Genomic DNA, 25052 nt, shown 5'->3' on the forward strand with positions numbered 1-25052 from the left:
AGCGGTGTTCAGGTTGGATTGTTTCGCGGCAGGGCCGGAATCCAGTTTGGCGGCATGGATGGGGCTTTCCCGGTGACTGCCGTTTCTGCACATTGCGCGAGCGATCCGAAGCGCACCTCGCGATTGCTCAGGCCCGGCGCATAATGGGCGTATTTCCCGGAATTGGTCATCAGAACCTTTGCGTCAGGCGGGAACACAGGTTCGGAAATGGAGCACCAGCACAAGTCCGGAACGATGCGAACCCCCGATGTGTGTAACCGTTTTTCGACGCCGTTTTCGCGCACTGTGGCCAATGTGGACCGTCCCAACGTTATGATGGTCGTGATCCGGGGGTTTACTTCCCTGTCGTCCATCAGATCGGCAAACTGAGCGCATTCGCGGGCCGAAAAATGAGGACTGCCAAGCGCGACGAGATCCACCGTGTCGGCACCCTTGTTGAACTCAGCCCATAGCCGGGCAAAGTCCGCTGCAACAATGGATACATGATCTGCTTCCGGCGCGGGAGGCAGATCAGCTTCCGGTGTAATCCCCGCGATGTGAAGTAAGGGCGAGGCTGATGTGGTGCCGTAGGCCGCGCAGAGCGCCTTGAGATCGTCTTCTGAAGGTGAGGTGTTTTCAAGTCCACGGATCAGCGGAATGCGGTCCGGAGCAGCTTGTCCGACCAGCCACCCGAGCATTGGCCAGAAGGCATCATCGATTTCGTTGGGAACCACCACATCGATCACGCGACGCGGCGCGCGGTTTTCCTGCAGATAGACGCCGGTCAGGGCCGCGCGTCCGGTCAGTGCGATACACAGATCCATGAAATCAGCGTGCTTGATCGTGCGGGCGCCAAGGACGCTATTGGCGTAGATGACGGCGTTGCTTTCGGCCCAAGCGATATCCTCGCCATGTTTGGGTTGGTTATCAAGTAGATACGGTGCGCAGGTAAAGCTTGGTTTTGCACCCATCTCGACATAGGCGTCGGCAAGTTGACTCGCCGGGGTTCCGAAACTCTCCGGCACACCCTGTGCTCGCCAGTTGGCGTGATCGACCGAAATGGCATTCATCGTCGTGGGGACGCAGACCTTGCCCCCTAAGTCTGCCATCTTGCGAGCGAAGGTGAGGAATGCGGGGCTGGCATAAATGCATCCGTCGATATGAACACGGGTTACGTCGGTCAGTCGTGGCGCGCCCTGCGCCGATGCCATCGTGGTCAGGATTTCCATCGCAAGCTGTCTGGCGGGGCCATGCTGTCCGTCAAGCGTGGCACGATCATCATCGCTCAGTGCCAGTGCATCCGAGGCGACAGGGCTCAATGATAACTCGATGCTCCCCGCCGTTAGCAAACGAGGGGTAATCTCGACGCTGTTCTGTTGCGCCACACGATCATATTCGTCGTCTGACAGGCGCAGGACGGCCATATCATGCCCGAACATCCGGTTGGCCACCAGAACGCCCAAGGTCAGGATGTCTTCCGATTCCCGAAATATCAATGCGCGTGGAGCCGTCCCAGCGAAAGCAAGTCCCAACAGCACACCGCTGCCAGTGCAGGAGCCGCGGCTTGTCGGCATCATGACGGCATGGCCCGCCAGCGTCTTTCCCTGCTGCGGATGCAGGGCATCGATAATGACGCCTGTTGCAGGGTCCACGCCGCCCCAGACGCTGAGTCCTTCATCGCAGACCAGCAAAGGTGCTTTTGTTGATGCTGGCACGATGGAATGAGCCATTTGCTGCCCTCTGGCCTCAGTTTGAAACTTTCTTGCTCGCGACGCGCCTCTAAACAGGGAGATCGAACGAATCCGCGTTTATTTCTACGATTGCGCAGAATGATGTCTGTTATTGCGCCCCGAGCAGACATATGCTTAAACGATCACGACTGGTAAGAAAAGAAAAATTATGGCCCGAACGGAAAAAGACTCCAGGCTAGTTGATGCCGTTTCATCTGGCGCAGACTGGGAAGTCGAACGCCAGCATTTGCGTGCTCAATTGGGTGGCCGAATGAAGTCGGTGCGCCAGGCTTGCGGTTACACGCTGGAAATGGCGGCACAACGTACGGGCCTGGCACTGTCAACAATCCACAAGATTGAAAATGGCCGTGTGTCTCCCAGCTACGAAAACCTGGTGAGGATCGCGCGCGCCTATGACATCGGGATGGAACGGTTGTTCTGGGATGACAACGAGGCGCAGCAGACAACACGGCTGACGGTGACGAAAGCCGGCGAAGGGCGCAAGGTTCAAGCAAAGAACTTCGAATACGAGGTTCTGTGTAATGCGCTGGCCGAGAAGAAAATCATCCCACTGGTGACCCGTATCGCCCAACGTCCCGAACTGACCATGGCGGATCTGGAATCCCATGACGGGGAAGAAACGATATTCGTACTCTCCGGAAGGGTCGAACTGACGGTGGAGCATTACGAAACGGTTGTGCTCGAACCCGGTGATTGTGCCTATTTTGACAGCACGCTGAAGCATGGCGTGCGTGCGCTCGACGATGCCGAGACCAAGGTTTTCTGGGCTTGTACGTACATCGATGTGGATAAATGATCCATCAGTCGCATTTATGCCACCGATCTGATCAATCTATAACAAGGAGACCGTCTGACAATGGCCGAGCCACAAACCGTGCCCGTTGATGTGCTGGAAGACCGCGTAAGAAAGATCTTCGAAAAGAGCGGTGTACGACCCGAAAGTGCGGCAGCCGTCGCCCATGTCATCGTTGCGGGAGAGCGCGACAACTGCAAATCCCATGGGATCTATCGGATCGAAGGGTGCCTGCGCGTTCTGGCCGCGGGCAAGGTTGAACCCGATGCGGTGCCGGAGATCTTCGATCAGGGCAAATCCGTTATCGAGGTCGATGCGAAAGGCGGCTTTTCCAACCCTGCATTCTTTGCGGCCAAGGACACACTGGTCAAACGGGCCCACGAGACGGGGATCGCCGCACTAGTGATCCGCGACTGCCTTCATTTTTCCGCGTTGTGGCATGACGTGGAAACGCTGGCTGAGGACGGCCTGGCGGCTTTGTCCATGTGTCCGAGCTACGCCTTTGTTGCGCCCGCGGGTGGAACCAAACCCTTGTTGGGCACCAACCCCTTTGCCTTCGGCTGGCCACGTGTGGACGGACATCCATATGTGTTCGATTTCGCAACCAGCGTCGCGGCGCGCGGAGAAATCGAACTGCACCGTCGCGCAGGCACGCCAATCCCGGAAGGCTGGGCCATCGATAAGGACGGCAACCCGACGACAGATCCCGATGCGGCTCTTGAAGGGGCGATGCTGACATTCGGCGCGCATAAGGGGTCGGCGATCTCGACGATGATCGAATTGCTGTCCGGCGCGATGCTCGGCGAATTCATGAGCAAGGAAGCGCTGGATTTCATGGGACGAACGGATCTCTTGCCGCGGCACGGCGCGCTGGTCCTGGCGCTGGACCCGCAGACATTCGCGGCGCGAAGCGGTCGCGATCCGCTCGCCGAAGGCGAGAAAATACTAACCGCTATAGGAGCCCAAGGAGCCCGGTTGCCCTCGCAGCGGCGCTTTCAGGCGCGCGACAAGGCCATGGTGAATGGCATCGCGTTGACGGATTCCGAACTGGCCCAGCTGGACCGGTTCGAGGCGCAGGGGCTGGATGCTCTGAACGGCTGATACCCTCCGGGAAAATGCGAACGGCGCGGGTGTCTCACCGCGTCGTTCTGTGTTTGGATGCCCTGACCGCCTGCGCGTTTTCGCACCCTATCTGGTGCCAGCCAGAAACTTCTGCGTCTCGGGGTGTTGCGGGTTCCCGAACAACTGCTCGGGTGTCCCGATTTCAGCCATGATCCCCTTGTGGAAGAATGCGACCCGGTCGGACACATCGCGGGCGAATGCCATCTCGTGCGTGACGCAGATCATCGTCATGCCTTCTTCCGCAAGCATCTTCAGCGTCTCAAGAACTTCGCCTACAAGTTGCGGGTCGAGCGCGGACGTGACTTCGTCAAACAGCATATAGTCAGGTGACATCGCCAGCGCACGGGCAATCGCCATCCGCTGTTGCTGGCCGCCTGACAGACGACCCGGATAGGTGGTCAGCTTGTCACCAAGGCCCACATGCTTGAGCTGCTTTTCTGCTGTTGCTTCGGCGTCGGCCTTGCCCTTCCCCAACACCTTGCGTTGGGCAAGGGTCACGTTTTCCATCACCGTAAGGTGTGGGAAAGCGTTCCATTGCTGAAAGACAATACCGATCTTCTGGCGCAGCTTGTTGATATCGGTCGATTTGGCATGCACTTCGGTCCCGTCGATCGTGATCTTGCCGGAATCGATCGGCTCCAATCCATTGATGCAGGTCAGAAGCGTGGATTTGCCTGACCCGGAACCGCCGATCACGGTGACGACCTCGCCTTTTTCGACGGTCAGGTCGATCCCCTTGAGAACCTCGAGCGGGCCAAAGGATTTTCGGACGTTTTGAATATCAATCATTGGACCACCTCTTTTCGAGATACCCACCGAAGCGGGCAAGCGGGAAACTGATGATGAAGTAGAACGCGCCACAGATCAGCAGAAGCAGCATCGGCTCCTGAAGGCGCGTGATGAGGATTTGCGTGGATTTCAGAAGCTCCGTGACCTGCACGACGTAAACGAGCGCGGAATCCTTCATGACGCCAAGCGCAAGCCCGATCCAGGACGGCAGGGCCACGCGAGTAGCCAAAGGCATCACGATGTAGCGCATGTCCTGGCCCCATGTCATGCCGAGCGAACGTGCAGCCCGCCGGACCGTGACCGGCACTGAATCAATGCCGCCCCGCACGATCTCGGCGCAATAGGCCGAGGTATAAAGCGACAGCACAAGGCACGCGACCGTGAAGCCCGAAATCTGCAACTGTAGCACCATGCCGACGAAGGCGTTGGCGAGGACGAGTTGGATCAGCAACGGGATAGACCGGAAGATGTCCAGAAAGAAGGTCAGCGGTGCCGAGAACACCGGGCCAAGCTGGATGCGGATCACCCCGAAGGCGATACCAAGGATGGTTCCGATGGCAACCGATATCGCGGTGACGAGGATCGTGATCCCGGCCCCCTTTGCAAGGAAGATGAAATCGGCGGTGGTGAGAGCGGTGTCGAACATGATCGGTCCTCCCTCAGTACCGGAACAGGCGCGCAGCGATCAGGCGTGCGCTCAGGGTGATGACCTTGGTGATCACGTAGAAGATCACGGCGGCAATCGCGAACAGCTCGAACGTGCGGAAGGTCAGCGCGTTCAGATCTTGCGTGACGCCGTACAGGTCCGTGTTCATCCCCACGGTTACGCCAAGCGAGGTCATCAGGATCGCCCAGACCATCTGGTTTGTCATTGGCAGGAACGAGATCCGCAACATCTGCGGCAGGATGATATAGCGAAACGCCTGAAGCTGGGACATGCCCAGGGACCGCCCTGCGCGGGTCTGCGTATCCGGGATGGCCTTCAGGGCACCGCGGAAGTTTTCAGCGAGATACCCGGCGTTGTTGAAGGTGATGCCAATGAGCAGCGAGACGAACGGGCTGAAATGAATGCCGAAACTCGCGACGCCGAAATGCGCCATGTATATCTGGAAAAGGGCAGGCGTGTTGCGGGCGACTTCGACCCATGCCGTCGCGATTGCCATCAGGGGGCGGGACCCTGACAGACGCAGCAGCGTCAGAATGACCGCAAGCGCAATTCCGATGATCATCGACAGCACGGCGACCTGCATGGTCACCACGGCCCCGTCGAGCATCTGGGGAAGGCGCACGAGCACCTGCTTCCACTGGAAAGTGTAATCGAACATACCGTTCCGAATTCTTAGGAGAGCTGGAAGGAAAAGCGGCGCGGGAAAACCGCGCCGCCGTGTCTGTGTCGCCTATATCAGCGATAGGCGTTTGGAACCGTAAGCTGCGGCACGTCACCGCCAACCCACTTTTCGTACAGCTCGTCATAGCGGCCGGTGCGAACCTGCTGGTTCACGAACAGGTCGAGATAGTTGATCAGGCCGTATTCGTCGCGCTTCGCGAACAGGGCAACGTAGTCGATGTCGAACGGTGCCTTGCCAACGACGGAAATGCCGTCGAACTTGCCCGACTGGACGTTGGCCTGTGCAACGGTGGAGGTGGACACGGTTGCGTCCAACTGACCTTGGCTGAGCGCAAGGAACACATCGGCCTGGGTCTGGTAAGGACGGAACGTGCCATCGCCCCACTCATTTACATACTCTTCCAGCGCGATGGCTTCGTAGGTGCCGGCCACGGCACCAACGGTGTGGCCCTTCATGTCCTCGAAAGACGCGATGCCCGTTTCGTCATTCGCGGTGACGGCCATTTCAAAGGCGAAATAGGGGATCGAGAAACCAACCGTCTTGGCACGTTCCAGCGTATCAGAGGTCGACGCCACGCCTACATCGACGCGGTTTGACATCAAGGCAGGGATACGTTCGGGAAAGGGGGTTTCGACGATTTCGGCTTCGACGCCAAGCGCGGCGGCGAGGTCGTTACAGTAATCGACATCAAAGCCGATCGGTTCGTTGTTCTCGTCGCGCATGCCCATAGGTGGAAAGTCGAGCACAACAGCGCAACGCAGCGTACCGGACCCGATGATGTCGTCGAGCTTGTCAGCCTGAGCCACGCCCGCAACGCAGGACGCTGCGATGATGCCGGCGGAAAGTGCAATGGATTTCATTGATAATTACCTCTCTGTCGATTCCTTTCCGAGATATGAAATAATTATCTCTTTAAGGCAATATTTTTCTTAAAGGCTAAAATCGAGCGGCTTTGCGTGATACCATACCGTTAGCAGCGCCAACGGGCCTGACTTTCGATTGCCAACTTGTATGCGCCTTCCTGAGAGGAGCGATATCCATAGACCATTTCAGCCACATAGCCGCGTGATAGGATGAAAGCCATCGGCCAGCGCGTGGCGGGATGCCATGGCAGGGAACTGATCACAGCGTGGATGAAAGACGGTGTTGATCTGGACGAAGTGGTGGTCTCAATCGGCGGCACATGGCACTGGCTTTGATCTCGCCGGTCCAGATTAAGCGCTGGACATCAAAGCTTCTATACCACGCCGACCGATCTCAACCGAACCCGGGATTACGTGACATCGCCGCCTAGAAGGCCGACGCGGTCTTCCAGGTTCAGAGACATTTCCAGATTATCCAGATGCCTTTGCATTTCAAGCATCGCCGCTTCCGAGTCTTCCTTCGCCAACAATTCAAGTATCTTCTGGTGGTCTTCAAAATGGCACGGGCACTTATGGGATTTGCTATAAATAGAGCACACCAATGACGAGATACCCAAGATTTCTTGCAGGATGTGATGGCTTGTTTCGTTCTGGGTTATCCGGGAGATTTCAGCATGAAAATCCGAAGAATGGACAAGTGCTTCAGGGATCTTGTCATTCTGAACCGCAATGCGCTCTTTATCTATCATCTCCTGAAGTGCCTGAATCTGAGAGGGTGTTATCTTTGTGGCTGCGACTCTCACGCATTCCTTTTCCAGAACCTTTCGCAAGGAGATGATCTCTCGGGCTTTTTTCAAACTCGGGGTAGATACAACAGCACCCCTGTTGGCGATGTGGGAAACTATACCTTCATGCGTGAGAACGAGCAAAGCTTGCCGTATGACTGCTCTGCTGGTTCCGAAGTCTTCCATAAGGTTCTTTTCGACGAGGCGGGTGCCCGGCGTAAGTTCAAGATTCCGGATCTTCTGCCGGAGCACTGAACAAACATCTTCGATTTCGACCGATGTTGCTTTCGTCATCGCCTAAGTCTTTTCCCGGTACTGGATTACCATCGCCCCAACATTCTCTTTAGAATGTGGAAGTGCCTGTCTCCAGATTGGGGCGCGCATTCGATTTGGTATCATATTGCTTTGCACAAAATTTATGCGTTTGCAGGCGATTGGGTGGTTCTAAAAGATGGTTGGAAGATCTCGTCCAACGCTGGGGTGCCCGGGCATCTTTCCGGGAAGGTTCCCATGAATGTCTGATACTGATCTTGAGCTTTCGCATGTAGATGAGCCATGTCGTTCCCGTTCTTCAGCTTATGATTGTCGACCACCAAAATGCCGTCGACGATAACCGACCTGACATCCCGACCGTTTCCATTGATTACCAATGTCGTAATGGGATCGAAGAGTTGTCCCGTAAAGGGCGATGCAAAGTCAAACACGATGAGATCAGCTTTACTGCCACGACAAAGCCGCCCGATATCTTCGCGCCCCAAGGCTTTCGCGCCACCGATCGTGGCCGCTCTATAGTAATCTGCCGCTGACGCTTCCGTAATCGATTGTTCGGTCACGCGACTCAGGATGCAACCTACATGCATGTTCTGGATCATGTCGACGGGGTAGGTATCCGTTCCCAATGCAATATTGATCCCTGCGGATTGGAACCGCGTCAGTCCAGAAAAGTATTTCGCGTGACGTCCCGCGACCAGAGGGCAGATGACTGCGCTGGCTCCCGCTTGCCCGATCAGTTGAAGCTCATCATGCACGCGGTCTTCAGTCGGGTTCTTACCTCCCAACAGCTGCAAATGAGGAAGTAGGGTCTTGTTGGACAGCAAGCCACAGCTATTGATCAGCTCAATGGAGGATTTGCCGTCGTGAAGCGCATCCACCATATCCACTTCCAAGGGGCCTTGGCAGGAATGCAGCCGCAGAGTGCAATCGAGATCGTTCCGAACGGCTGCGCTTTCGCGAAGTAGCTTTGGTGTGCAGCCTTCTATGCGATCCGGTGCAAGCATACCGGTTATCCGGCTGGAGTAGTCGTTTTCCAGCAATGAAATGAATCTGGCAGCATCGCGCAGCCCTGCAAGCCCACGCTCCTCGTTGAAGCGCATGGAAAACTTGCCGTCGTCGGAAGTTACTGAGTAGCCGGACATATATGCCGGGCCGAGAACGGCACGTATGCCGGTTTGCTCCGCTATATCCGCCGCCGTGACAAACTCATCATAGGTTTCCGCCCATTCCCGATACAGGATCGATGTTATGGGAGCAGCCGTCGTGATCCCGTTCATCAAAAGCATGTTGAAGGAATAGAGTTTATTGAACGCAAGCTGCTCAGGCGTGTAGGTTTCACGCCGTTGCCAGTTCTTGCTGGGCACACGACCTTTCTTCCAGCCCGGCTGATTGTCGAAAGCCAAAACTGTCGAATCCAGATCGACGATGGCATCGAGATCAATGAAGCCGGGGCCAATGAGCGCATTGCCCTCATCTATGTCGGTATCGATATGGCCCTCGTAATCATGCCCGACGAAAATAACGGTGTTGTCCTGATAGACGACCTCGCCATCTTGATAGATGTGATGATCGCCATCCTTGTATCCGACCACGTATTTGGCTTTACGCCGGATGACCGGGGAAGACGAACTCATATCAAGACTCCGTCTTCGACAACACATTCTCCGCGCTTGAACACTGTTCTATCTACTGGACCTGCGACTATGGCCTCGGCGTGGTTGCGAGAGTTCAGAAGGACAAAATCCGCCTTGCATCCAGTCTCCAGGCCGTAGTCCTTGAGTTGCATGACATTGGCCCCCCCTTGCGTGATGGCATAGAGAGCCTTCTGGAGTTCGACGTCTTTGCGCCAACGATACTTCAAGCCCATAAACATGGCTCTCTGAAGCATGTCACCGGTGCCGTACGGACTCCAGGTGTCACGGATTCCGTCGTTCCCTGCAGTGATCTCGACGCCATGCTTGCGCAGCAGGTCGAATGGCGGAACCGTTCTGTTGGCTGGGGCCGTGGTCGCTATCGAGATGGAGTTCTCACCTAGATCGGCCGCGAGTTTCTCTTGATGCTCCTGGGAGACCTCGCCAAGGCAAAAAGCATGGCTGATCGTGACATTGCCTTGCATGGACAAAGCCTTGGTCCGTTCGATCATCAATTCGACGGAAAACGCTCCGAGCTCGCCCGGTTCGTGGAGATGCAGATCGACGCCCTTGCCGTATTTTTCGGCGAGCTTGAATACCTGGTCCAGATGTTCAACAGGATCGCGCTCGAATGTTGACGGGTCGATACCACCCACGAGATCGCATCCTGCCTTCATCCCGGCATCCATCACATCGTAAGTGCCTGGGCGGACGATCATTCCGCTTTGTGGAAAGCAGACCAGTTCGATGTCAATCTTATCCTTTAGCGCCTCTTTGGTCGCCAACACGCCCTCAACGTGAGCAATGCCGATTTCGGTGTCGACATCTATATGCGTACGGATATGTGTCGTTCCTTGCCGAAGGGCTTGCTCGGAAATCCGCTGAGACTGCTGGTGGGAGTCAAACGAATTCTCTCGCCGAAAGCGCCTTTCGTTTTCGACAATCGCTTCGAGGTTTCTGGGGACATCATTCTCATACCAGTCCATTCCCCATAGAGATTTGTCGATATGTGCATGACCATCGACGAAGCCTGGAAGCAGTAGCCGACCCCCCGCATCATAGCTCTCATGTCCATCTTTTGTCAGCTGCTCCGGAGGCGGGGTATCAATAAAAACACCGTCTTCAACCCAAAGGGTGGCAAGGTCATCACCAGACTGTAGGCGAGCGTTTTTGACTTTGAGGATCATGATTGTTCCCAGTTCTCCGTAGCTTAAATGGTATCGGATTAGGCATTCCGATGTTCTCTTGGTTAGAATGTTCGCAATATTTATCAGATTGTCAACAAAATGATTGACATTGTGTGCAGCAATTGCCGACAGTGGGTGGAGCCTCAGCCGGCGCATCCCAACAGTGCGTCAGCAGGCTGAATTGGCTTTGTCCATTCGAGGGAGACACGAATGAAATTTCTGAATACGGCACTGACAGGGGTATCGCTGTCGCTGGCATTCACAACCATGGCTCACGCTAACGGCAACGATGTGACCTGGGCGACCAGTACGGATATCCCGACGCTTGATCCGTATGCATTTGCATCAACATCTGCGCTGGCGTTCCAAAATCATATCTATGAAGGGCTGGTTGGCTGGAACGCAGACTTCGAAATCGAGCCGGTTCTCGCGGAAAGCTATGAATACACCGACGACACAACCATTCGCTTCAAGCTGCGCGAAGGCGTCACCTTTCATGACGGGGCGGCATTCACCGCCGATGATGTCGTCGCGTCGGTGAACCGGGCAACGAATGAGAATGCCGGCATCCGTGGGAACGTGTCGACCATAGCGTCGGCTGAGAAAATCGACGATTACACTGTTGATATCAAGCTCGCCGAACAAAGCCCGATTGCGATCAATGAATTGACCGGTCTCTTGATCATGGATCAGGAGTGGCTGGAAGCGAACCGCGCACTCGAACCGACAAGCATGTCTGCCGGTACAGAGGGCTATGCGACGAACAATGCGAATGGCACCGGCCCGTTTTCTCTTGTGAGCCGCCGCCGGGATGTCGCCATGGAGTTGGCGGCCAATCCCGATTGGTGGAACAACGAGAACAAGACGCACAATATCGACACGATTACATTCAAACCGGTAACATCGGATGCGACTCGTCTGGCGGGTCTGCTGTCCGGTGAATATACGCTGGTGACGGATGTCCCCCTTCAGGATCTCGAACGCCTCGAGGCGAATGACAGTCTTGAGGTCAAGGTGTCGCCAACCTTGCGCGTGAATATGTTTTCGCTGAACATGGATGACGAACTCAACGCTGGAAACGTGGACGGAAAGAACCCGCTGCAGGATGTCCGCGTTCGGCAGGCGATGATGATGGCTTTGGACCGCGAAGCGATCACGCAAAAGATCATGCGCGGCATGTCCGAACCAGCCAATTCATACATTGCGCCTGCCATCGTCGGTTTCGATGAGGCCAATCAGATTGATCTTGCTTATGATCCGGAAGGTGCGAAAGCCCTTCTTGAAGAAGCCGGATATGGCGACGGGTTCAAGCTGGCCTTTGACTGTGTCGAAGGGGCATATCTGAATGCGCGTCAATGGTGCCAGGCTGCACAGGCCTTCTGGGCCCGCATCGGGATCGAGGCGGAACTGAATGTTCATCCGCGCAGCACTTACTCCCAAATCCGGGATAACGGGCGAACGGATATCGGCGTATTGGGTTGGGCTAATCTTCCGCTCATCGACGCCTACAGCATCAACCAGCAGCTGATCCACTCCAAGGATGGTGGCATCTACGGCGCATTCAACATTCCTCGCTACAAGAACGAGGAAGTGGACAGCTTGATCGAAGCGTCTGCTGTGGAGATGGACCAGGAGAAGCGCAAGGAACTGATCGGGCAGGTTATGGCAAAATCACAAGCCGATCTGCCATTCATTCCGATGCACTATGAACCCGTCGCCTGGGTTTCCAAGACAGAATTCGGTGTTCCGATTTATCCGGACAACGTTGTGCGCCTGTGGCGCGCCGGGTTCGAGTAAGCAGGGCCTGTAACCGATGGTGTTCTTCTTGATCCAGCGCTTCTTCCAGGCAACGGTATTGATGCTTGCGGTCGCGCTAATCGCTTTCACTATGTTCCAGTTCACGGGTGATCCGATTGACAACATGGTCACGGAGAACGCCACCCAAGCGGAGCGCGACGCGCTCCGCGAGGAACTTGGCCTCAATGACTCCGTCATCGTACAGTATGCCCGATTTGTGGGGAACGCGATCCGCGGAGAGTTCGGAATCTCCTATTACAATCAGAGTGATGTCTTTGATCTGATCATCGAGCGGCTACCGGCCACGCTAGAGCTTGTTCTTGTGGCGGTTGCCATATCCTTGGTTGTCGGAATACCTATCGGTGTCTGGATATCATTTTCGAACAACAGGTTCCTGACCGGGTTTGTTCAAGTGCTGTCGCTCGTTGGGATATCGCTGCCATCATTCCTTGTCGGCATCTTCTTGATCGTCGTCTTTGCTGTGTGGCTTGGCTGGTTGCCATCAAGCGGGCGGGGTGAGATCGTCGAATTCGGACCTTGGTCCACAGGTTTGCTGACCGGATCCGGCTGGGCTTCGATCTTGCTACCAGCGCTTTCGCTGTCGTTTTTTCTGATCACGATGATCATGCGTTTGATCAAGAGCGAGATGCAGGAAACACTGCAGACCGAGTATATCAAATTCGCGCGTGCGAGAGGCATATCGGAACACAGCCTACGGTATCATCACGCGTTGAGGAATTCGATCCTTCCTGTGATCACAGTGGTTGGTTTGCAAATTGGCAACCTGATCGCATTCGCGGTGATTACCGAAACGATCTTCCAGTGGCCGGGCATGGGACTGCTCTTCATCCAGGCCGTAAACTTTGTCGATATACCGGTGATCTCTGCTTACCTCGTCTTCGTGGCGCTGATTTTCATCGTCGTGAACACAAGTGTCGACATTATCTATAGGCTCGTTGATCCGCGCATGCGGGCAAGCGCCGGAAAATAATCATGATTACTCAAGTTGATCCAGTGACAAAGCCAGGTCGCTTCAAGAAGTTCTTCGATGGCGACTTCTTTTATTCCTTCAGGACATCACCGATTGCTGTCATAGCTTCGGTGTTCCTTGTCACATTTCTCCTGTTGGGCCTATTCGCGCCATGGATATCGCCTACAGACCCAACCAACGCCGCCTCGTTCAATCTTATGGACTCCGAGTTGCCTCCTGCTTGGACAGCCGGGGGTGACGGCCGGTATCTTCTGGGAACGGATGTTCAGGGAAGGGATCTGTTTTCATTGCTTCTCTACGGGTTGCGCATCTCTCTGCTTGTTGGGTTCATCGGCATGGGTGCCTCTGTTGTTCTTGGTGTGACACTTGGACTGCTGAGTGGATATTATAGAGGCTGGGTTGACACCGTGATCATGCGGACGGCCGATGCAATGCTGAGCTTTCCCACAATCATGTTTGCTTTGCTGATCAGCGGTTCTGCGAAAGTACTGTTGCCTCAGGACATACAGGGTGATCTGGCAATTTATATAATCATCCTGTCGATCACGCTGACCGGCTGGATGAAATATGCACGCACGGTCCGGGGCGCTGTCCTGCTAGAGGGGTCCAAGGAGTATGTGCTCGCTGCGAAGGCCATGGGCAGTTCCGCATATCGCGTCATGTTCCTGCATATTCTGCCGAACGTCCTGAACGCGGTATTGGTATTGGCGACGCTGCATGTGGCCTTGGCGGTGCTGATTGAAGCAACATTGTCGTTTCTCGGTGTGGGTCTGCCTCCCAATCAACCGTCCCTGGGAACGCTGATCAATGAAGGCAATACGTATCTTTTTGCCGGTCAGTGGTGGGTCATACTTTTTCCCGCATTGGTGCTGGTTCTGTTCGCCTTGTCGGTCAATCTCGTTGGCGACTGGCTGCGCGATGCCTTGAACCCGAAACTGAAGAAATAGGGCAGGGAGGCATCAATGACCCAAGCATCTCTACGCGTCGAAGATCTATCAATCGAGTTCCATCACCACCGGGGCAATCTGCAGGCTATCCACAAAGTATCACTTGAACTCCGTTCGGGAGAGATCCTTGGTGTCGTCGGTGAATCCGGCGCCGGGAAGTCGTTGACCGGGTCCGCAATAACCGGGCTTCTTGCACCTCCGGGCCACATCGTCGGCGGTGATATCAGCTACAACGGTCGCTCGTTGCTCAACATGGCCTATGGTGAACGCCAAAAGCTTCGCGGTAAGGAAATTGCGGCGATTTTTCAGGATCCTTTGACAAGCTTGAATCCAGTGCTCACCATCGGTGATCAGTTGGTCGAAACAATCCAGACCCATCTGCCGATTGGAAAAAAAGAAGCTCATAACCGCGCCGTGAAGATCCTGAAAGATGTTGGAATACCGGCGGCTGAGCAGCGCATGGCGCATTTTCCACATCAGTTTTCAGGGGGTATGCGGCAACGGGTCGTAATTGCGCTGGCGCTGTGCGTAGACCCGAAAGTTGTTATTGCGGATGAGCCAACTACGGCATTGGACGTGTCAGTGCAGGCTCAAATCCTGAAGCTCCTTCGAGATCTTTGCAGCAGAAATCAAACGGCCATCATGTTGGTCACACATGATATGGGTGTTGTAGCAGAGGTTTGTGATCGTGTTGCTGTGCTTTATGCGGGCCATCTCGTAGAGAGCGGGGATGTAAAACAGATCCTGAAAAACCCGCGACACCCCTACACGAAGGGGCTGATGGACTCGATCCCGAAGATCGGTGTCCGTCAGGAGAAGCTCTTTCAAATTCCGGGATCCATGCCGCGATTGAATGCGTTGCCTCCGGGGTGCAAATTCAATCCCAGATGTCCCTACGCGACTGATACCTGCCTTCGTGAAGTCCCGCCGTCCGAAACGACGCATACGGGGCATATAGCCTGCTGGAACCCCCTTGACGGAGGCGAAAATGACAACGCCTGATAGTCCCTATCTTGAACTGAAAGATCTGTCGCTGGAATTTACGCTTCCGACACCGATGTCAGAACGTATCATGAAATTGAGAGGGCCACAGAAATTACAGGCTCTCAAAGGTATCGACCTGGCTATCCCGAAAGGCGAAACCTTGGCGCTTGTTGGAGAGTCGGGCTGTGGAAAGTCGTCCCTAGCCCGCGTTCTGTCCGGCATCTATGAGCCGAATTCCGGTCAAATTCTTTTCGAAGGTGTGGACGTCAACAAAGCATCCAACGCGGCACGGCGTATCATGCGCCAGAAGTTCCAGATGATCTTTCAGGACCCGTATTCCAGCCTGAATCCGCGCTGGACCATCCAGTCTATTGTCGAAGAGCCGATGATACTCTTCAATCTGGTTTCCGGGGGAAAAAAGGCCAGGAGGGCGCGCGTGATAAGCCTGCTTGAACAGGTCGGACTGGGCGAAGGAGATCTTGCGAAGTTCCCTCACGAATTCTCTGGCGGACAGCGACAACGTATCTCTATTGCCCGTGCGCTTGCAAGTGAACCGGAATTCCTGATCTGCGATGAACCGACATCGGCACTGGATGTGTCGATTCAGGCGCAAGTCCTCAATCTGATGAAAGACCTGCAGAAGCAGTATAACCTGACATGTCTGTTCATCAGTCATGATTTGTCTGTTGTCTCGCATATCGCAGACAAGATCGGTGTAATGTATCTTGGCGAGATTATCGAAATGGGAACGGTGGATGATATTTTTACATCGCCCTCACACCCCTACACACGAATGCTCATCAACGCGATCCCCGGTGCGACCAATCTTGGCATGGAACTGCAGGGCGTGGCGGATGTTGCGGTGGATGGTGAGCTTCCCAACCCGTTGAACCCGCCATCAGGTTGCAACTTCCATCCCAGGTGTGCTTTCAAATTGGACATTTGCGATCAGGAAGAACCCGCGCTGGTCGGTGTTGGCGGCGAAGCTGGAACAGACCACTTTGCGGCTTGCCATCTGTGCGAGCGCTACAATGGCAGAGCGACGGACCAATCGTTACAAGCATCCTAAGCCCATGAAACGCAGGGCGCTTTTGGGTGTCCTGCTCGTTGTCGCCTTATCTCTGAACCTTAGGCCATTTGATCATATCGCTTGCTTTCTCGGCGATCATCACGACCGGAGAGGCGGTGTTACCTGACACGATGTTTGGCATGATAGACGCATCGACCACACGCAGGCCGCTGATGCCGCGCACCTTGAGACGCTCATCTACGACAGCACGATCATCTTGCCCCATCTTGCATGTGCCCACCGGATGGAAGATCGTTGTCGCGATATCACCGATCGACGTCATAATCTGATCGGGTTTTGACAGGGAAGGGCCGGGCAGGATCTCTTCGGGGGCGTAGCGCGCAAGCGCTTTGGCTCCCATGATCTGCCGCGCCTGCTGAACAGAGGCCAACGCGATCTGCCGGTCTCGTTCCGCAGACAGGTAATTCAGCCGAATGTCGGGCGGGCTGTCAGGATCGGCACTGGCCAGATGGCACGTACCGCGGCTTTCGGGGCGCAGATTGCATACCGATACGGTGATCGCGGGATAGGGATGTAGCGGATCGCCGAGCTTGTCCGTTGAAAGCGGCTGAACATGATACTCCAGATCCGGCGTCGCGACGTCAGGTGAACTGCGCGAGAAAATCCCAAGTTGGCTAGGCGCCATGGACAGCGGCCCGGTCCGACTGACGAGGTATTGCAACCCCATGCGCATCTTGCCCGCGACCGAGTTGGCGACCTGGTTGAGAGTCAGCGCGCCGGAGACGCGAAACACCGTTCGGATCTGAAGATGGTCCTGAAGGTTGCTTCCGACACCGGGTAAGGCATGGCGTACTTCTATACCATGCTTCCCAAGTATTTCGGGATCGCCGATCCCCGACAGTTCCAGCAGCTTCGGAGAGTTGACCGCGCCGGACGCCAGCAGAACTTCGCGCCTGGCTTTTGCGATATGTGTCTCCGCGCCCATCGTGAATTCGACGCGATTCACGTGGTTCCCGTCAAACAGAACCCGTTTGGTTAAGGCACCAGTCACGAGGCGCAAATTCGGCCGTTTCAATGCGGGTCGCAGGAAGCCCTTGGCGGCGCTCCACCGGATACCTTTGCTCTGGTTGACATCGAAATAGCCCGATCCTTCGTTGCTGCCGTCATTAAAGTCGCCGCTGCGCGGGATACCGAATTCTTCGGCCGCATCGCGAAATGCGTCCAGAATGTCCCATTTCAGCCTCTGCCGCGAAACTTTCCATTCACCGCCCGTCCCGTGAAGATCGGACCCGCCGCGATAGCTGTCTTCAGATTTCTTGAAATAGGGCAAGACATCATCCCAGCCCCAGCCAGCATTTCCCATCTGCCGCCAGCTGTCGTAATCGGCAGACTGTCCGCGCATGTAGATCATGCCGTTGATCGACGAACAGCCACCCAAAACCTTGCCGCGTGGATAGGCCAGTGATCTGCCGTTCAACTCCGGCTCCGGCGCGGTTGTCATCATCCAGTCGGTGCGCGGATTGCCCATGCAGAACAGATACCCCACCGGAACATGAATCCAGTGGTAATTGTCCTTGCCGCCTGCCTCCAGCAACAGCACACGCACTGACGGATCTTCAGTCAGACGGTTGGCAAGAACGCATCCCGCCGTACCCGCGCCGACGATGATATAGTCGTATTCCCCTTCGATCATCGTCGTCATGCCTGGGCTGTTTCCTTCAACTCGTGCATGCGCGTCCAAACCGGCATCATGGCTTGGGTCAGATCCGCGAACAGTTCGGCGCGTGTCCGGTAATGCTGCGCCATCGTCGGGTCAGGCGTAAAGTGCTGTTTGGGGTTGGTCATGCGTGCCGAACCTTCCTCGAACCCTTCGAAGCAACCGATCCCGATGCCTGCCGCGATCGCCGCTCCCAAGGCGCCGGTTTCCTGGCAAACGGCGGTTGTCACGGGCAGCTCCAGAATATCCGCGAACATTTGTGGCCAGACGGGGCTTCGGGACCCACCACCTGAAAGAATGGCAGCATCGAAGCTCACTCCCGCGCGGCGCAGCGACGCGACGTGACGCAGATGTTCGAAAGTAACCCCCTCGAACAGGGCGCGAAGAAGGTGCCCCTCGCGATGCCAGCCGGCGATACCGTAAAAACCCGCCCGCATCTCCGCGCCAAGGGCGGACCCGTAGAGGTACGGATGATAGAGCGGATCGTCCAGCATAGGCACGACGCCAAGTAGCGTATCGTTGCACTGACCGAACGGGTTGTCATGATGATGCCCGCGTTCGATCAGTTCGCGCACGAACCATTCGAGATTTGCCGCTGACGTCGCGCTGGATTCGATGGCCATAAACCGATTGGGACCGAAGACTGAGGTCATGAAGATGCGATCGTCCACAACTGGCGCATCGGTAATGACCTGGTTGATGCTCCATGTTCCCGCGATGATCGAGGCTTGGCCGAGCTTTGCTGCGCCCGACCCGAGCGCGCTGGCAATCACGTCGAACAACCCACCAACGACAGGCGTGCCCTTGGTCAGCCCTGTCTGTGCAGCGGCCTTGGCGGAGATCCGCCCGATGACCTCTGTCGGTTGCGCGAGATCGGGCAACATGGCTCTGGCGTCGTCAAGTCCGTAAAGCCCGAGGAGATCATCGTCATAGCGGCCTTCGGGGAGCTTCAGCATCCCTGCGCCGCTCATGTCGGACACGTCGGACACCCGTCGGCCGGTAAGCTGGTAGGCGATGAAATCCTTGCACATGAACGCCGTTCCGATCTGTGCATACAGCTCCGGGCGGTTCTGTTTTACCCATGCCAGAAGGGTGGGCGTCTGTGACGGCCACGGGTTCTGAAGACAAATCGAACGAAGCGCCGGACCGGTGGTGCGATCAAGCCCGGACGCAAGCTGCGACGCGCGCGTGTCCAATGACTGGATACCCAGCAGCGGGGCGTCCGCGCGATCCAGCAGATACAATCCGTTCCCATGTCCCGCGCAACCGATGCTCACGATATCCGATGCATCGACGCCCGCAGTTTCCACGCAGTTGCGAATGACTTTGGCCGCGTTGCGCCACAACTCGTTCAGGTCTCGCTCGACATGCCCGGGATGGGGCGTGTGGGATTGCCCATCCATTGCACTGGACGCGATCTGCATTCCGTCCAAATCGAACAGAACAGCCTTGATTACTGTATTTCCGGCATCGAGGCCCAGAAGATACGCGCCCTTGTCACCCATGGCTATACAGCTCCCATGCTGCGTCGCCGCTTGCTCCGTCATGGATTATACCCATCAATGCGCGCACGACTTTGCTGGGATTGTCGTGCTGGTAGATGTTGCGGCCATAAACCATCCCTTGAGCGCCTTGCGCCATGAGAGCCGCCGATTTGTCAAAAACGGCTTTCAAATCGGCTTTGCCACCGCCACGGACGAGTACGGGCACACGTGCGGCTTCAATCACCCGGTGGAAGTCTTCAGCGTCATCGGTCGGATCGGCCTTGATGATGTCCGCGCCCATTTCCGCGGCAAGACGCACAAGTGTCACGATCTTGTCTGCGTCGCCATCCACCTGGTAGCCCCCACGCACGTCATTGGGCAGCATGACGAGCGGTTCGATCATCAATGGCATCCCGTATTTGGAACACGCGGCGCGGGTGCGCGATATGTTTTCCACGCACTGCCGGAACAACTCCGGTTCATCGGGCAACATGAACAGGTTAACGACGACGCAGGCCGCGTCCATCTCAAGCGCTCCGATGATCGGCTCTTCCGCGTTCTGAAGCTGTGACCACATTACCCGGTGACGTTGATCATTATACGGGTTGCCCATGTCGATACGCATCACCAGCGCGGGCTTGTCTCGCTCGGGCCGGGACTGCAGCAGATCGGCCTGCCCGTAATTCATCTGGATTGCGTCCGGCTTGGCTGCGATCAATTGGTCGACAACGCCGCCGATGTCTTCCAGACCGTTCATGAAGCTCGACTCATTGCAGACGCCGTGGTCAATCGCCACGTCTAGGCAGCCGCCAGTGTTGAACAGCCTGTTCATGCGTGCTTTGGGGCTTATGCGCATTTCTTCCTCCCTGAAGTATCGCGTTTGGTCAGTGTTTCGATGCCCAGCCCGTGCTTTCGATCAAGCAGGGCAAGAAAATCTGTTATTTCAGCCTGCGCTTCCGCTTCAGACCATCCCAGTTCATGCGCCAGTATGCCGGATGCCGTGTCGATCATTTCCCTGGACAGGACACCGGTGATCGCAAGTGAACAGCGCCGCTGCAGCAGGTCGTCCAGATGCCGCACATATTCGTGCCGGATGAGGTAACGAAGCTCGCCCGTCGTGTATTCGGTCAGGCAAGAAAGCGCCCGGTCGTCTTGATCGCGAGAGCAAAACTCGGCAACCCGCGTCGCAGTGCTGCCGTAGTGACCCAGCAGGTGTTCCGCGCGCGAGGTAGAAACCCCATGATCGATCCGTAGCGTCTGAAGCATCGCCTTCGCGTTGAAATTCGCACCGCCGCCGATCGGTTGGGCCAGCGTATCCAGGCGGCGGGCATGCCCCAAGAGGTCCAGGGTCATATCGGCAGATTGCTGGCCGAAGGCCCGGAATGTCGTCCATTTGCCCCCAACCATCGTCAGCATGGGCGGCGTACCCCCGATGTTACGGGTGAAATGATCGCGGCTGATGCGACCCGTGAAGCTGTCATCGCTGCGGGGCAGCGGGCGCACGCCGCTGTAGCGATAGACGATCTGGTCCGGCCTCACCTCGACCGAAGGAAAGACATAGGCAAGCGAATTCAGGATGTAATCGACTTCATCGTCTTCGCATCGCACATCGTCCAGGTCATTCACCCGAATGTCGGTCGACCCCACCAGAACCTTACCGAGATAGGGGAACATGATGCAGACACGCCCGTCTATGTTCTCGAAATAGATCATGTGACCGCCCAGTTCCGCCAGCAGCGCGGGATGATCCAGGATCAGGTGCGATCCCTTCGTGCCTCCGACGAATTTCGGCGGCGTATCGCCCTTCATCAACCCGGCATTGGTCTCGTCAACCCAGGCACCGGTTGCGTTGATCACGACCTTGGGCAGGATCGACACGGATTGCTTGCTTTCCTTGTCGCGAATGGTGAAGGCCCCGGACGGATCGCGTGCCACTTCTGCGTAGTTCAGCGCGGCGGCGTCGTCACATTCTTCACAGTCGCGGATCATCTCGACACCCAGCCTTTCGGGATGGCTGATCCATGCATCGTGATACGTGGCGGTGAACCGCATTTTTGCATTCAACCGGGGCCAGCGCTGGCGGGTCGCGCGGGTGCCGGTGAAGCTGTGGCGGGGCAGGGCGCGCCGCCTGCGGGTGAACAGGTCATACAAGCTCAGGCCTGCCTTTATCGTCAGCGCGCCACGTTCCGACGGTTTGCGCTTTCCTCCAACGAAGCCGAGCGCACCGTTGAGAAGACCGGAAAACACCTTGCGGATGGGAACGGTCGTCGGCAGGGGCCGCACCATGTGTGGGACATTCCTGAGAAGAGCATCCCGTTCGCGCAGGGATTCCCGCACCAGATCGAACTCGCCGTTTTCAAGATAGCGCAAGCCACCATGGATCATGCGCGACGGCGCTGAACTGCACGCCCCGCAAAAGTCACCGCGCTCGACCAACCGCACTCTGACACCCTGCAGGGCCAGTTCGCGATAGGTGCCGATCCCGTTGATCCCGCCGCCTATGACGAGCACATCCACCTGCGGTGTCCGGATCAGATCCGCGATAATCTCGGCACGGGAATTGGCCATGGGGCTACCGTTCGCCGGTGCGGGCACCGACGCCTTTCAAATTCTCTCAAATGGATATGCGGGCGCTAGATGCCTGCGAGATGTGTGTCGGCCGCGGCAGAAATCGCTGCGATGTCATCCTTTGTCAGTCGGATCATGCCGGCCCTCGCATTCTCGATCGCCTGCTTTGGGTTCCTCGCGCCGCAAAGGGCCAAGGTGATACCGGGCTGCGCCAAGGTCCACGCGATGACGATCTGGGCAATGCTTGCGTGGTGGGCGTCCGCGATGGGCTGAATGTCGGCAACCATGCGCGCCACCTTCTGGCGGTTTTCGACGCTGAAACGCGGGTCGCCTTTGCGAAGATCATCGCCTTCGAACGTCCGCTCCGGCCCGATCTTACCGGACAGAAGCCCCAGCGCGAGCGACGAATAGCTGAGCGTCGCAACATCGTGCTGTGCACAGATCGGCAGAAGCGTCGTCTCGATGTCGCGATGGACCATGTTGAACTGTTCCTGAATCGCGTCCAGCTGCCCAGCCGCGACATAGGCGTTTAGATCATCGGCGCTGACATTGCTTGCCCCGATGGCCCGGATTTTCCCGTCCGACTTCAGCTTCGTCAGTGCCTCCAACGTCTCTTCAATCGGCGTGGTCGGGTCCTGCCAATGTGTGATGTAAAGATCCAGGTAATCCGTGCCGAGCCTGCGCAGGCTCTGTTCGACCTCATGAACAATCGAGTCCGCACCCAGGTAGCGATGAACAGGCTTATCCTGCTGATCGAAGAAATGATTGCCCTTCTGCGTATGCCAGACCAACCCGCATTTGGTCGCCAGAACGACTTTTTCACGCCGCCCCTTGATGGCCTGGCCAACGATTTCTTCGGACCGCCCCATGCCATAGGCGGGAGCGGTGTCGATCAGCGATACGCCCTCGTCGATGGAGGCCTGAATCGCGGCGATTGAATCCGCCTCATCCGTTCCGCCCCACATCCAGCCGCCAATGGCCCAGGTGCCCAACCCCACGACAGAGGCCTCGATTCCGGATTTACCGATGGGCCGTGTGGCCATTTCTGCGATCTGTGAGGTGCTCATGAAGGCTCTCCTGCAAGTTCGATGATTTTGCGCGCGGTGGCTTCATCCGTCACAAGGGTGCTCAGATGCCCGCCACGCAGTACGCTCAGGATGGGCGCAGCCTTATGCGCGCCCGATGCAATCCCGATACGAACCGGGATGCGGTGAAAATCGTCGAGCGACAGCCCGACCAATGTGTCGTTCAGGGCAAACCCGCAGGGCTGACCTGCAACGTCGAGAAGATGCGCCAGAAGCTCCGACTGCGCACCGCTGGCCTCGATTTCACGGCGGTCGGTCTCGGTAAGCGGGTGCAGGTCGTAATAGCTCGAATCCTCGCTCAGGATCGACCCGATGCCGACCACCGCGACATCGGCGGCGCGGGCGCGATCGAACACTGCGCTGACGGAATTCATACCCATCAATGTATCGCGGATCTCGGGGGTTTCGGCGAACAGCGGCGCATGGATCTGATAGGCACGCCCCCCGAGTTTCTCTGCCAGCTGCCCGGCAATGAAATTCACATCCGTGTAATGCGCACCCTGCACCAGACCGGTCGCCGGGTAGATGTCGATAGGCTTTCTCTGCGCCTCCATCGCACCGACCAGCGAGGTAACCCCTTTGCCACCTGTCAGACAAAGCGTGCCCTGATCCGGCATGGTTTCGATCAGGTAACGGGCTGCAGCTAGTCCAACGGCGTTGCTGATCGTTTGCGGATGTTCGGACACGGTCGGGGTCACGATGACCTTTCCGACCCCGCCAATCGCTTGCAGCGACGCTTCAAGGTCAACCACGTGATCGACCGGCGACTTGATGCGGATCTCGACCAGACCGAGCTGCCGACCGCGTTTGATCAGACGGTTGACCGTTGCGTGCGACACCCCAAGCGCCTCGGCGATGTCCTTTTGCGCGCGCTCTTCCAGGAAATGCATGACCAGGGCCTGATGCATCATGCGGGCATTCTCGAATTCGGTCATGTGACGTGCTTTAACCATCGTTCTCGCCTGACCCTACCGTTTGCGCGTATGGACGAGGTGATCGACGGTAACGGCCGCCAAAAGGATACCGCCCTTGATCGCATCTTGCCAGAACACGGGGACATCCAGAAGTTGCAGGCTGGACGTTACCAGCGACAAGAGCGCGATGCCCAGGATGGCACCCAGAACCGACCCGGACCCGCCCGTCAGGCTTGCCCCGCCTATGACGGCCGCCGCGATCACGTTCAGTTCCATCCCGACGCCGAATTGCGGTGTCGCCGCGCCGAATTTCGACATGAAGATTACCCCGGCGAGCCCCGTCAGCGTGGAGCAAAGGATGATCGCCCCCGCTTTCACACGGTTCGTGCGGATACCGGAATACTCAGCCGCTTTTTCGTTGCTGCCGGTGTAATAAACCCGGCGGAACATGGTCGCGCGGCGCAGCAGGAAGTCGGCGATGATGACGATCGCGAAGAACAGGATCACGACGAAGGGAATGCCGTAGATGCTGCCCTGTCCGATAAACTTGAACGATGGCGGAAGCGAGAACAGCGACAGTGGCGTGCCTTGCGTGACCACCAAAGTCATGCCGCGCGCGATACCCAGAAAGGCAAGGCTGACAATGAAGTAATGCAGGCCGACACGCGTGACGAAGAAGCTCATGATCACGCCGATCATGGAAGCCGACGCGATGCCGATGATGCTCGCGAGCCATGGATCGACGCCCATCAGGAACAATTTGCCAGCCACAGCCATCGTCAGCGCCATGACAGACCCCACCGACAGATCGATGCCACCCGAGATCAGCAAGATCGTCATGCCGACCACGACAATCCCTTCGGTGGAGAAGGACAACAGCACGGCGCGCATGTTTCCTTCTGTCAGGAAATAGGGCGACGCGAAGCTCATGCCGATGCAAAGCGCGAGAATGATCACGATCAGCGCGAATTCCCGCATCCGGATCATGCGCTTCAGGAAGCCTGCCATCAGAT

Annotated in this window: 23 protein-coding genes; 8 read left to right on the plus strand and 15 right to left on the minus strand. The window is 56.7% G+C overall.

Going from position 1 to position 25052, the window contains the following annotated elements; genetic code table 11:
* Positions 1-8: 8 nt before the first annotated feature.
* Positions 9-1709 (minus strand): cis-3-hydroxy-L-proline dehydratase, encoded by a 1701-nt coding sequence (gene lhpI / locus FPZ52_RS12375; RefSeq protein WP_146365915.1) that lies wholly within the window; start codon positions 1707-1709, stop codon positions 9-11.
* A gap of 169 nt (positions 1710-1878) precedes the next feature.
* Here lhpI and FPZ52_RS12380 point away from each other — a divergent pair, with 169 nt between their 5' ends.
* Together FPZ52_RS12380 and FPZ52_RS12385 are read left to right on the plus strand one after the other, a co-directional pair.
* A complete protein-coding gene (locus FPZ52_RS12380) occupies positions 1879-2526 on the plus strand; it encodes a helix-turn-helix domain-containing protein (protein WP_146365916.1) in 648 nt (215 codons plus the stop codon).
* 60 nt (positions 2527-2586) lie between these two features.
* Positions 2587-3624 carry an Ldh family oxidoreductase gene (locus tag FPZ52_RS12385; RefSeq protein WP_146365917.1) on the plus strand — a complete coding sequence of 346 codons (1038 nt, stop codon included), beginning with the start codon at positions 2587-2589 and terminating at the stop codon, positions 3622-3624.
* Between the two features lie 87 nt (positions 3625-3711).
* On the opposite strand, the gene FPZ52_RS12390 is transcribed toward FPZ52_RS12385, so the two are convergent.
* From FPZ52_RS12390 to FPZ52_RS12405, 4 genes are all read right to left on the minus strand, one after another.
* The gene (locus tag FPZ52_RS12390) at positions 3712-4434 is read right to left on the minus strand and encodes an amino acid ABC transporter ATP-binding protein (protein WP_146365918.1); all 723 of its coding nucleotides are present in this window, start codon (positions 4432-4434) and stop codon (positions 3712-3714) included.
* Positions 4427-5080 carry an amino acid ABC transporter permease gene (locus FPZ52_RS12395; protein ID WP_146365919.1) on the minus strand — a complete coding sequence of 218 codons (654 nt, stop codon included), beginning with the start codon at positions 5078-5080 and terminating at the stop codon, positions 4427-4429. Before FPZ52_RS12395 ends, FPZ52_RS12390 begins: the two co-directional genes overlap by 8 nt.
* Positions 5081-5093: 13 nt before the next feature.
* Positions 5094-5759, minus strand: coding sequence for an amino acid ABC transporter permease (locus FPZ52_RS12400; RefSeq protein ID WP_146365920.1), 666 nt, complete (start codon positions 5757-5759; stop codon positions 5094-5096).
* 77 nt (positions 5760-5836) lie between these two features.
* Complete coding sequence (locus FPZ52_RS12405; protein ID WP_146365921.1) at positions 5837-6643, minus strand: ABC transporter substrate-binding protein; 807 nt, start codon at positions 6641-6643, stop codon at positions 5837-5839.
* Positions 6644-6856: 213 nt separating this feature from the next.
* Here FPZ52_RS12405 and FPZ52_RS19420 point away from each other — a divergent pair, with 213 nt between their 5' ends.
* Positions 6857-6982 carry a hypothetical protein gene (locus FPZ52_RS19420; protein ID WP_276617456.1) on the plus strand — a complete coding sequence of 42 codons (126 nt, stop codon included), beginning with the start codon at positions 6857-6859 and terminating at the stop codon, positions 6980-6982.
* 74 nt (positions 6983-7056) lie between these two features.
* Here the strand turns inward: FPZ52_RS19420 and FPZ52_RS12410 are convergent, their stop codons facing one another.
* The 3 genes from FPZ52_RS12410 to FPZ52_RS12420 form a co-directional block, all read right to left on the minus strand.
* Positions 7057-7725 (minus strand): GntR family transcriptional regulator, encoded by a 669-nt coding sequence (locus FPZ52_RS12410; protein WP_146365922.1) that lies wholly within the window; start codon positions 7723-7725, stop codon positions 7057-7059.
* A gap of 122 nt (positions 7726-7847) precedes the next feature.
* A complete protein-coding gene (locus FPZ52_RS12415) occupies positions 7848-9338 on the minus strand; it encodes a chlorohydrolase family protein (RefSeq protein WP_146365923.1) in 1491 nt (496 codons plus the stop codon).
* A complete protein-coding gene (locus FPZ52_RS12420; protein ID WP_146365924.1) occupies positions 9335-10522 on the minus strand; it encodes an amidohydrolase family protein in 1188 nt (395 codons plus the stop codon). Before FPZ52_RS12420 ends, FPZ52_RS12415 begins: the two co-directional genes overlap by 4 nt.
* 210 nt (positions 10523-10732) lie before the next feature.
* Between FPZ52_RS12420 and FPZ52_RS12425 the strand changes: the two genes are divergently transcribed.
* The 5 genes from FPZ52_RS12425 to FPZ52_RS12445 are packed head-to-tail and all read left to right on the plus strand — an operon-like array spanning position 10733 to position 16310.
* Positions 10733-12319 carry an ABC transporter substrate-binding protein gene (locus tag FPZ52_RS12425; RefSeq protein ID WP_146365925.1) on the plus strand — a complete coding sequence of 529 codons (1587 nt, stop codon included), beginning with the start codon at positions 10733-10735 and terminating at the stop codon, positions 12317-12319.
* A 16-nt stretch (positions 12320-12335) separates the two neighbouring features.
* The gene (locus FPZ52_RS12430) at positions 12336-13310 is read left to right on the plus strand and encodes an ABC transporter permease (RefSeq protein WP_146365926.1); all 975 of its coding nucleotides are present in this window, start codon (positions 12336-12338) and stop codon (positions 13308-13310) included.
* 2 nt (positions 13311-13312) lie between these two features.
* Positions 13313-14257 carry an ABC transporter permease gene (locus tag FPZ52_RS12435; protein ID WP_146365927.1) on the plus strand — a complete coding sequence of 315 codons (945 nt, stop codon included), beginning with the start codon at positions 13313-13315 and terminating at the stop codon, positions 14255-14257.
* 15 nt (positions 14258-14272) lie between these two features.
* Entirely contained in the window at positions 14273-15259 is a 987-nt protein-coding gene (locus tag FPZ52_RS12440; RefSeq protein WP_146365928.1) for an ABC transporter ATP-binding protein, read from the plus strand.
* Positions 15246-16310 (plus strand): ABC transporter ATP-binding protein, encoded by a 1065-nt coding sequence (locus FPZ52_RS12445; protein WP_146365929.1) that lies wholly within the window; start codon positions 15246-15248, stop codon positions 16308-16310. Before FPZ52_RS12440 ends, FPZ52_RS12445 begins: the two co-directional genes overlap by 14 nt.
* Positions 16311-16356: 46 nt before the next feature.
* Here the strand turns inward: FPZ52_RS12445 and FPZ52_RS12450 are convergent, their stop codons facing one another.
* The 7 genes from FPZ52_RS12450 to FPZ52_RS12480 all read right to left on the minus strand — a co-directional run bounded on the left by FPZ52_RS12450 (position 16357) and on the right by FPZ52_RS12480 (position 25047).
* The gene (locus FPZ52_RS12450) at positions 16357-17973 is read right to left on the minus strand and encodes a GMC family oxidoreductase (RefSeq protein WP_420851719.1); all 1617 of its coding nucleotides are present in this window, start codon (positions 17971-17973) and stop codon (positions 16357-16359) included.
* Positions 17970-19493 (minus strand): FGGY-family carbohydrate kinase, encoded by a 1524-nt coding sequence (locus FPZ52_RS12455; RefSeq protein WP_146365930.1) that lies wholly within the window; start codon positions 19491-19493, stop codon positions 17970-17972. Before FPZ52_RS12455 ends, FPZ52_RS12450 begins: the two co-directional genes overlap by 4 nt.
* Complete coding sequence (locus tag FPZ52_RS12460) at positions 19486-20328, minus strand: class I fructose-bisphosphate aldolase (RefSeq protein WP_146365931.1); 843 nt, start codon at positions 20326-20328, stop codon at positions 19486-19488. The genes FPZ52_RS12455 and FPZ52_RS12460 overlap by 8 nt, the downstream gene beginning before the upstream one ends.
* Complete coding sequence (locus FPZ52_RS12465; RefSeq protein WP_146365932.1) at positions 20319-22040, minus strand: glycerol-3-phosphate dehydrogenase/oxidase; 1722 nt, start codon at positions 22038-22040, stop codon at positions 20319-20321. Before FPZ52_RS12465 ends, FPZ52_RS12460 begins: the two co-directional genes overlap by 10 nt.
* 65 nt (positions 22041-22105) lie before the next feature.
* Entirely contained in the window at positions 22106-23107 is a 1002-nt protein-coding gene (locus FPZ52_RS12470; RefSeq protein WP_146365933.1) for an aldo/keto reductase, read from the minus strand.
* On the minus strand, positions 23104-24078 hold the full coding sequence (locus FPZ52_RS12475; protein ID WP_146365934.1) for a sugar-binding transcriptional regulator: 975 nt from the start codon (positions 24076-24078) through the stop codon (positions 23104-23106). Before FPZ52_RS12475 ends, FPZ52_RS12470 begins: the two co-directional genes overlap by 4 nt.
* A 15-nt stretch (positions 24079-24093) precedes the next feature.
* Positions 24094-25047, minus strand: a complete 954-nt coding sequence (locus tag FPZ52_RS12480; protein ID WP_240804467.1) for an ABC transporter permease — start codon at positions 25045-25047, stop codon at positions 24094-24096.
* Between the last annotated feature and the right edge of the window lie 5 nt (positions 25048-25052).

It is taken from the genome of Qingshengfaniella alkalisoli (genome assembly GCF_007855645.1).
GTDB classification, from domain to species: domain Bacteria; phylum Pseudomonadota; class Alphaproteobacteria; order Rhodobacterales; family Rhodobacteraceae; genus Qingshengfaniella; species Qingshengfaniella alkalisoli.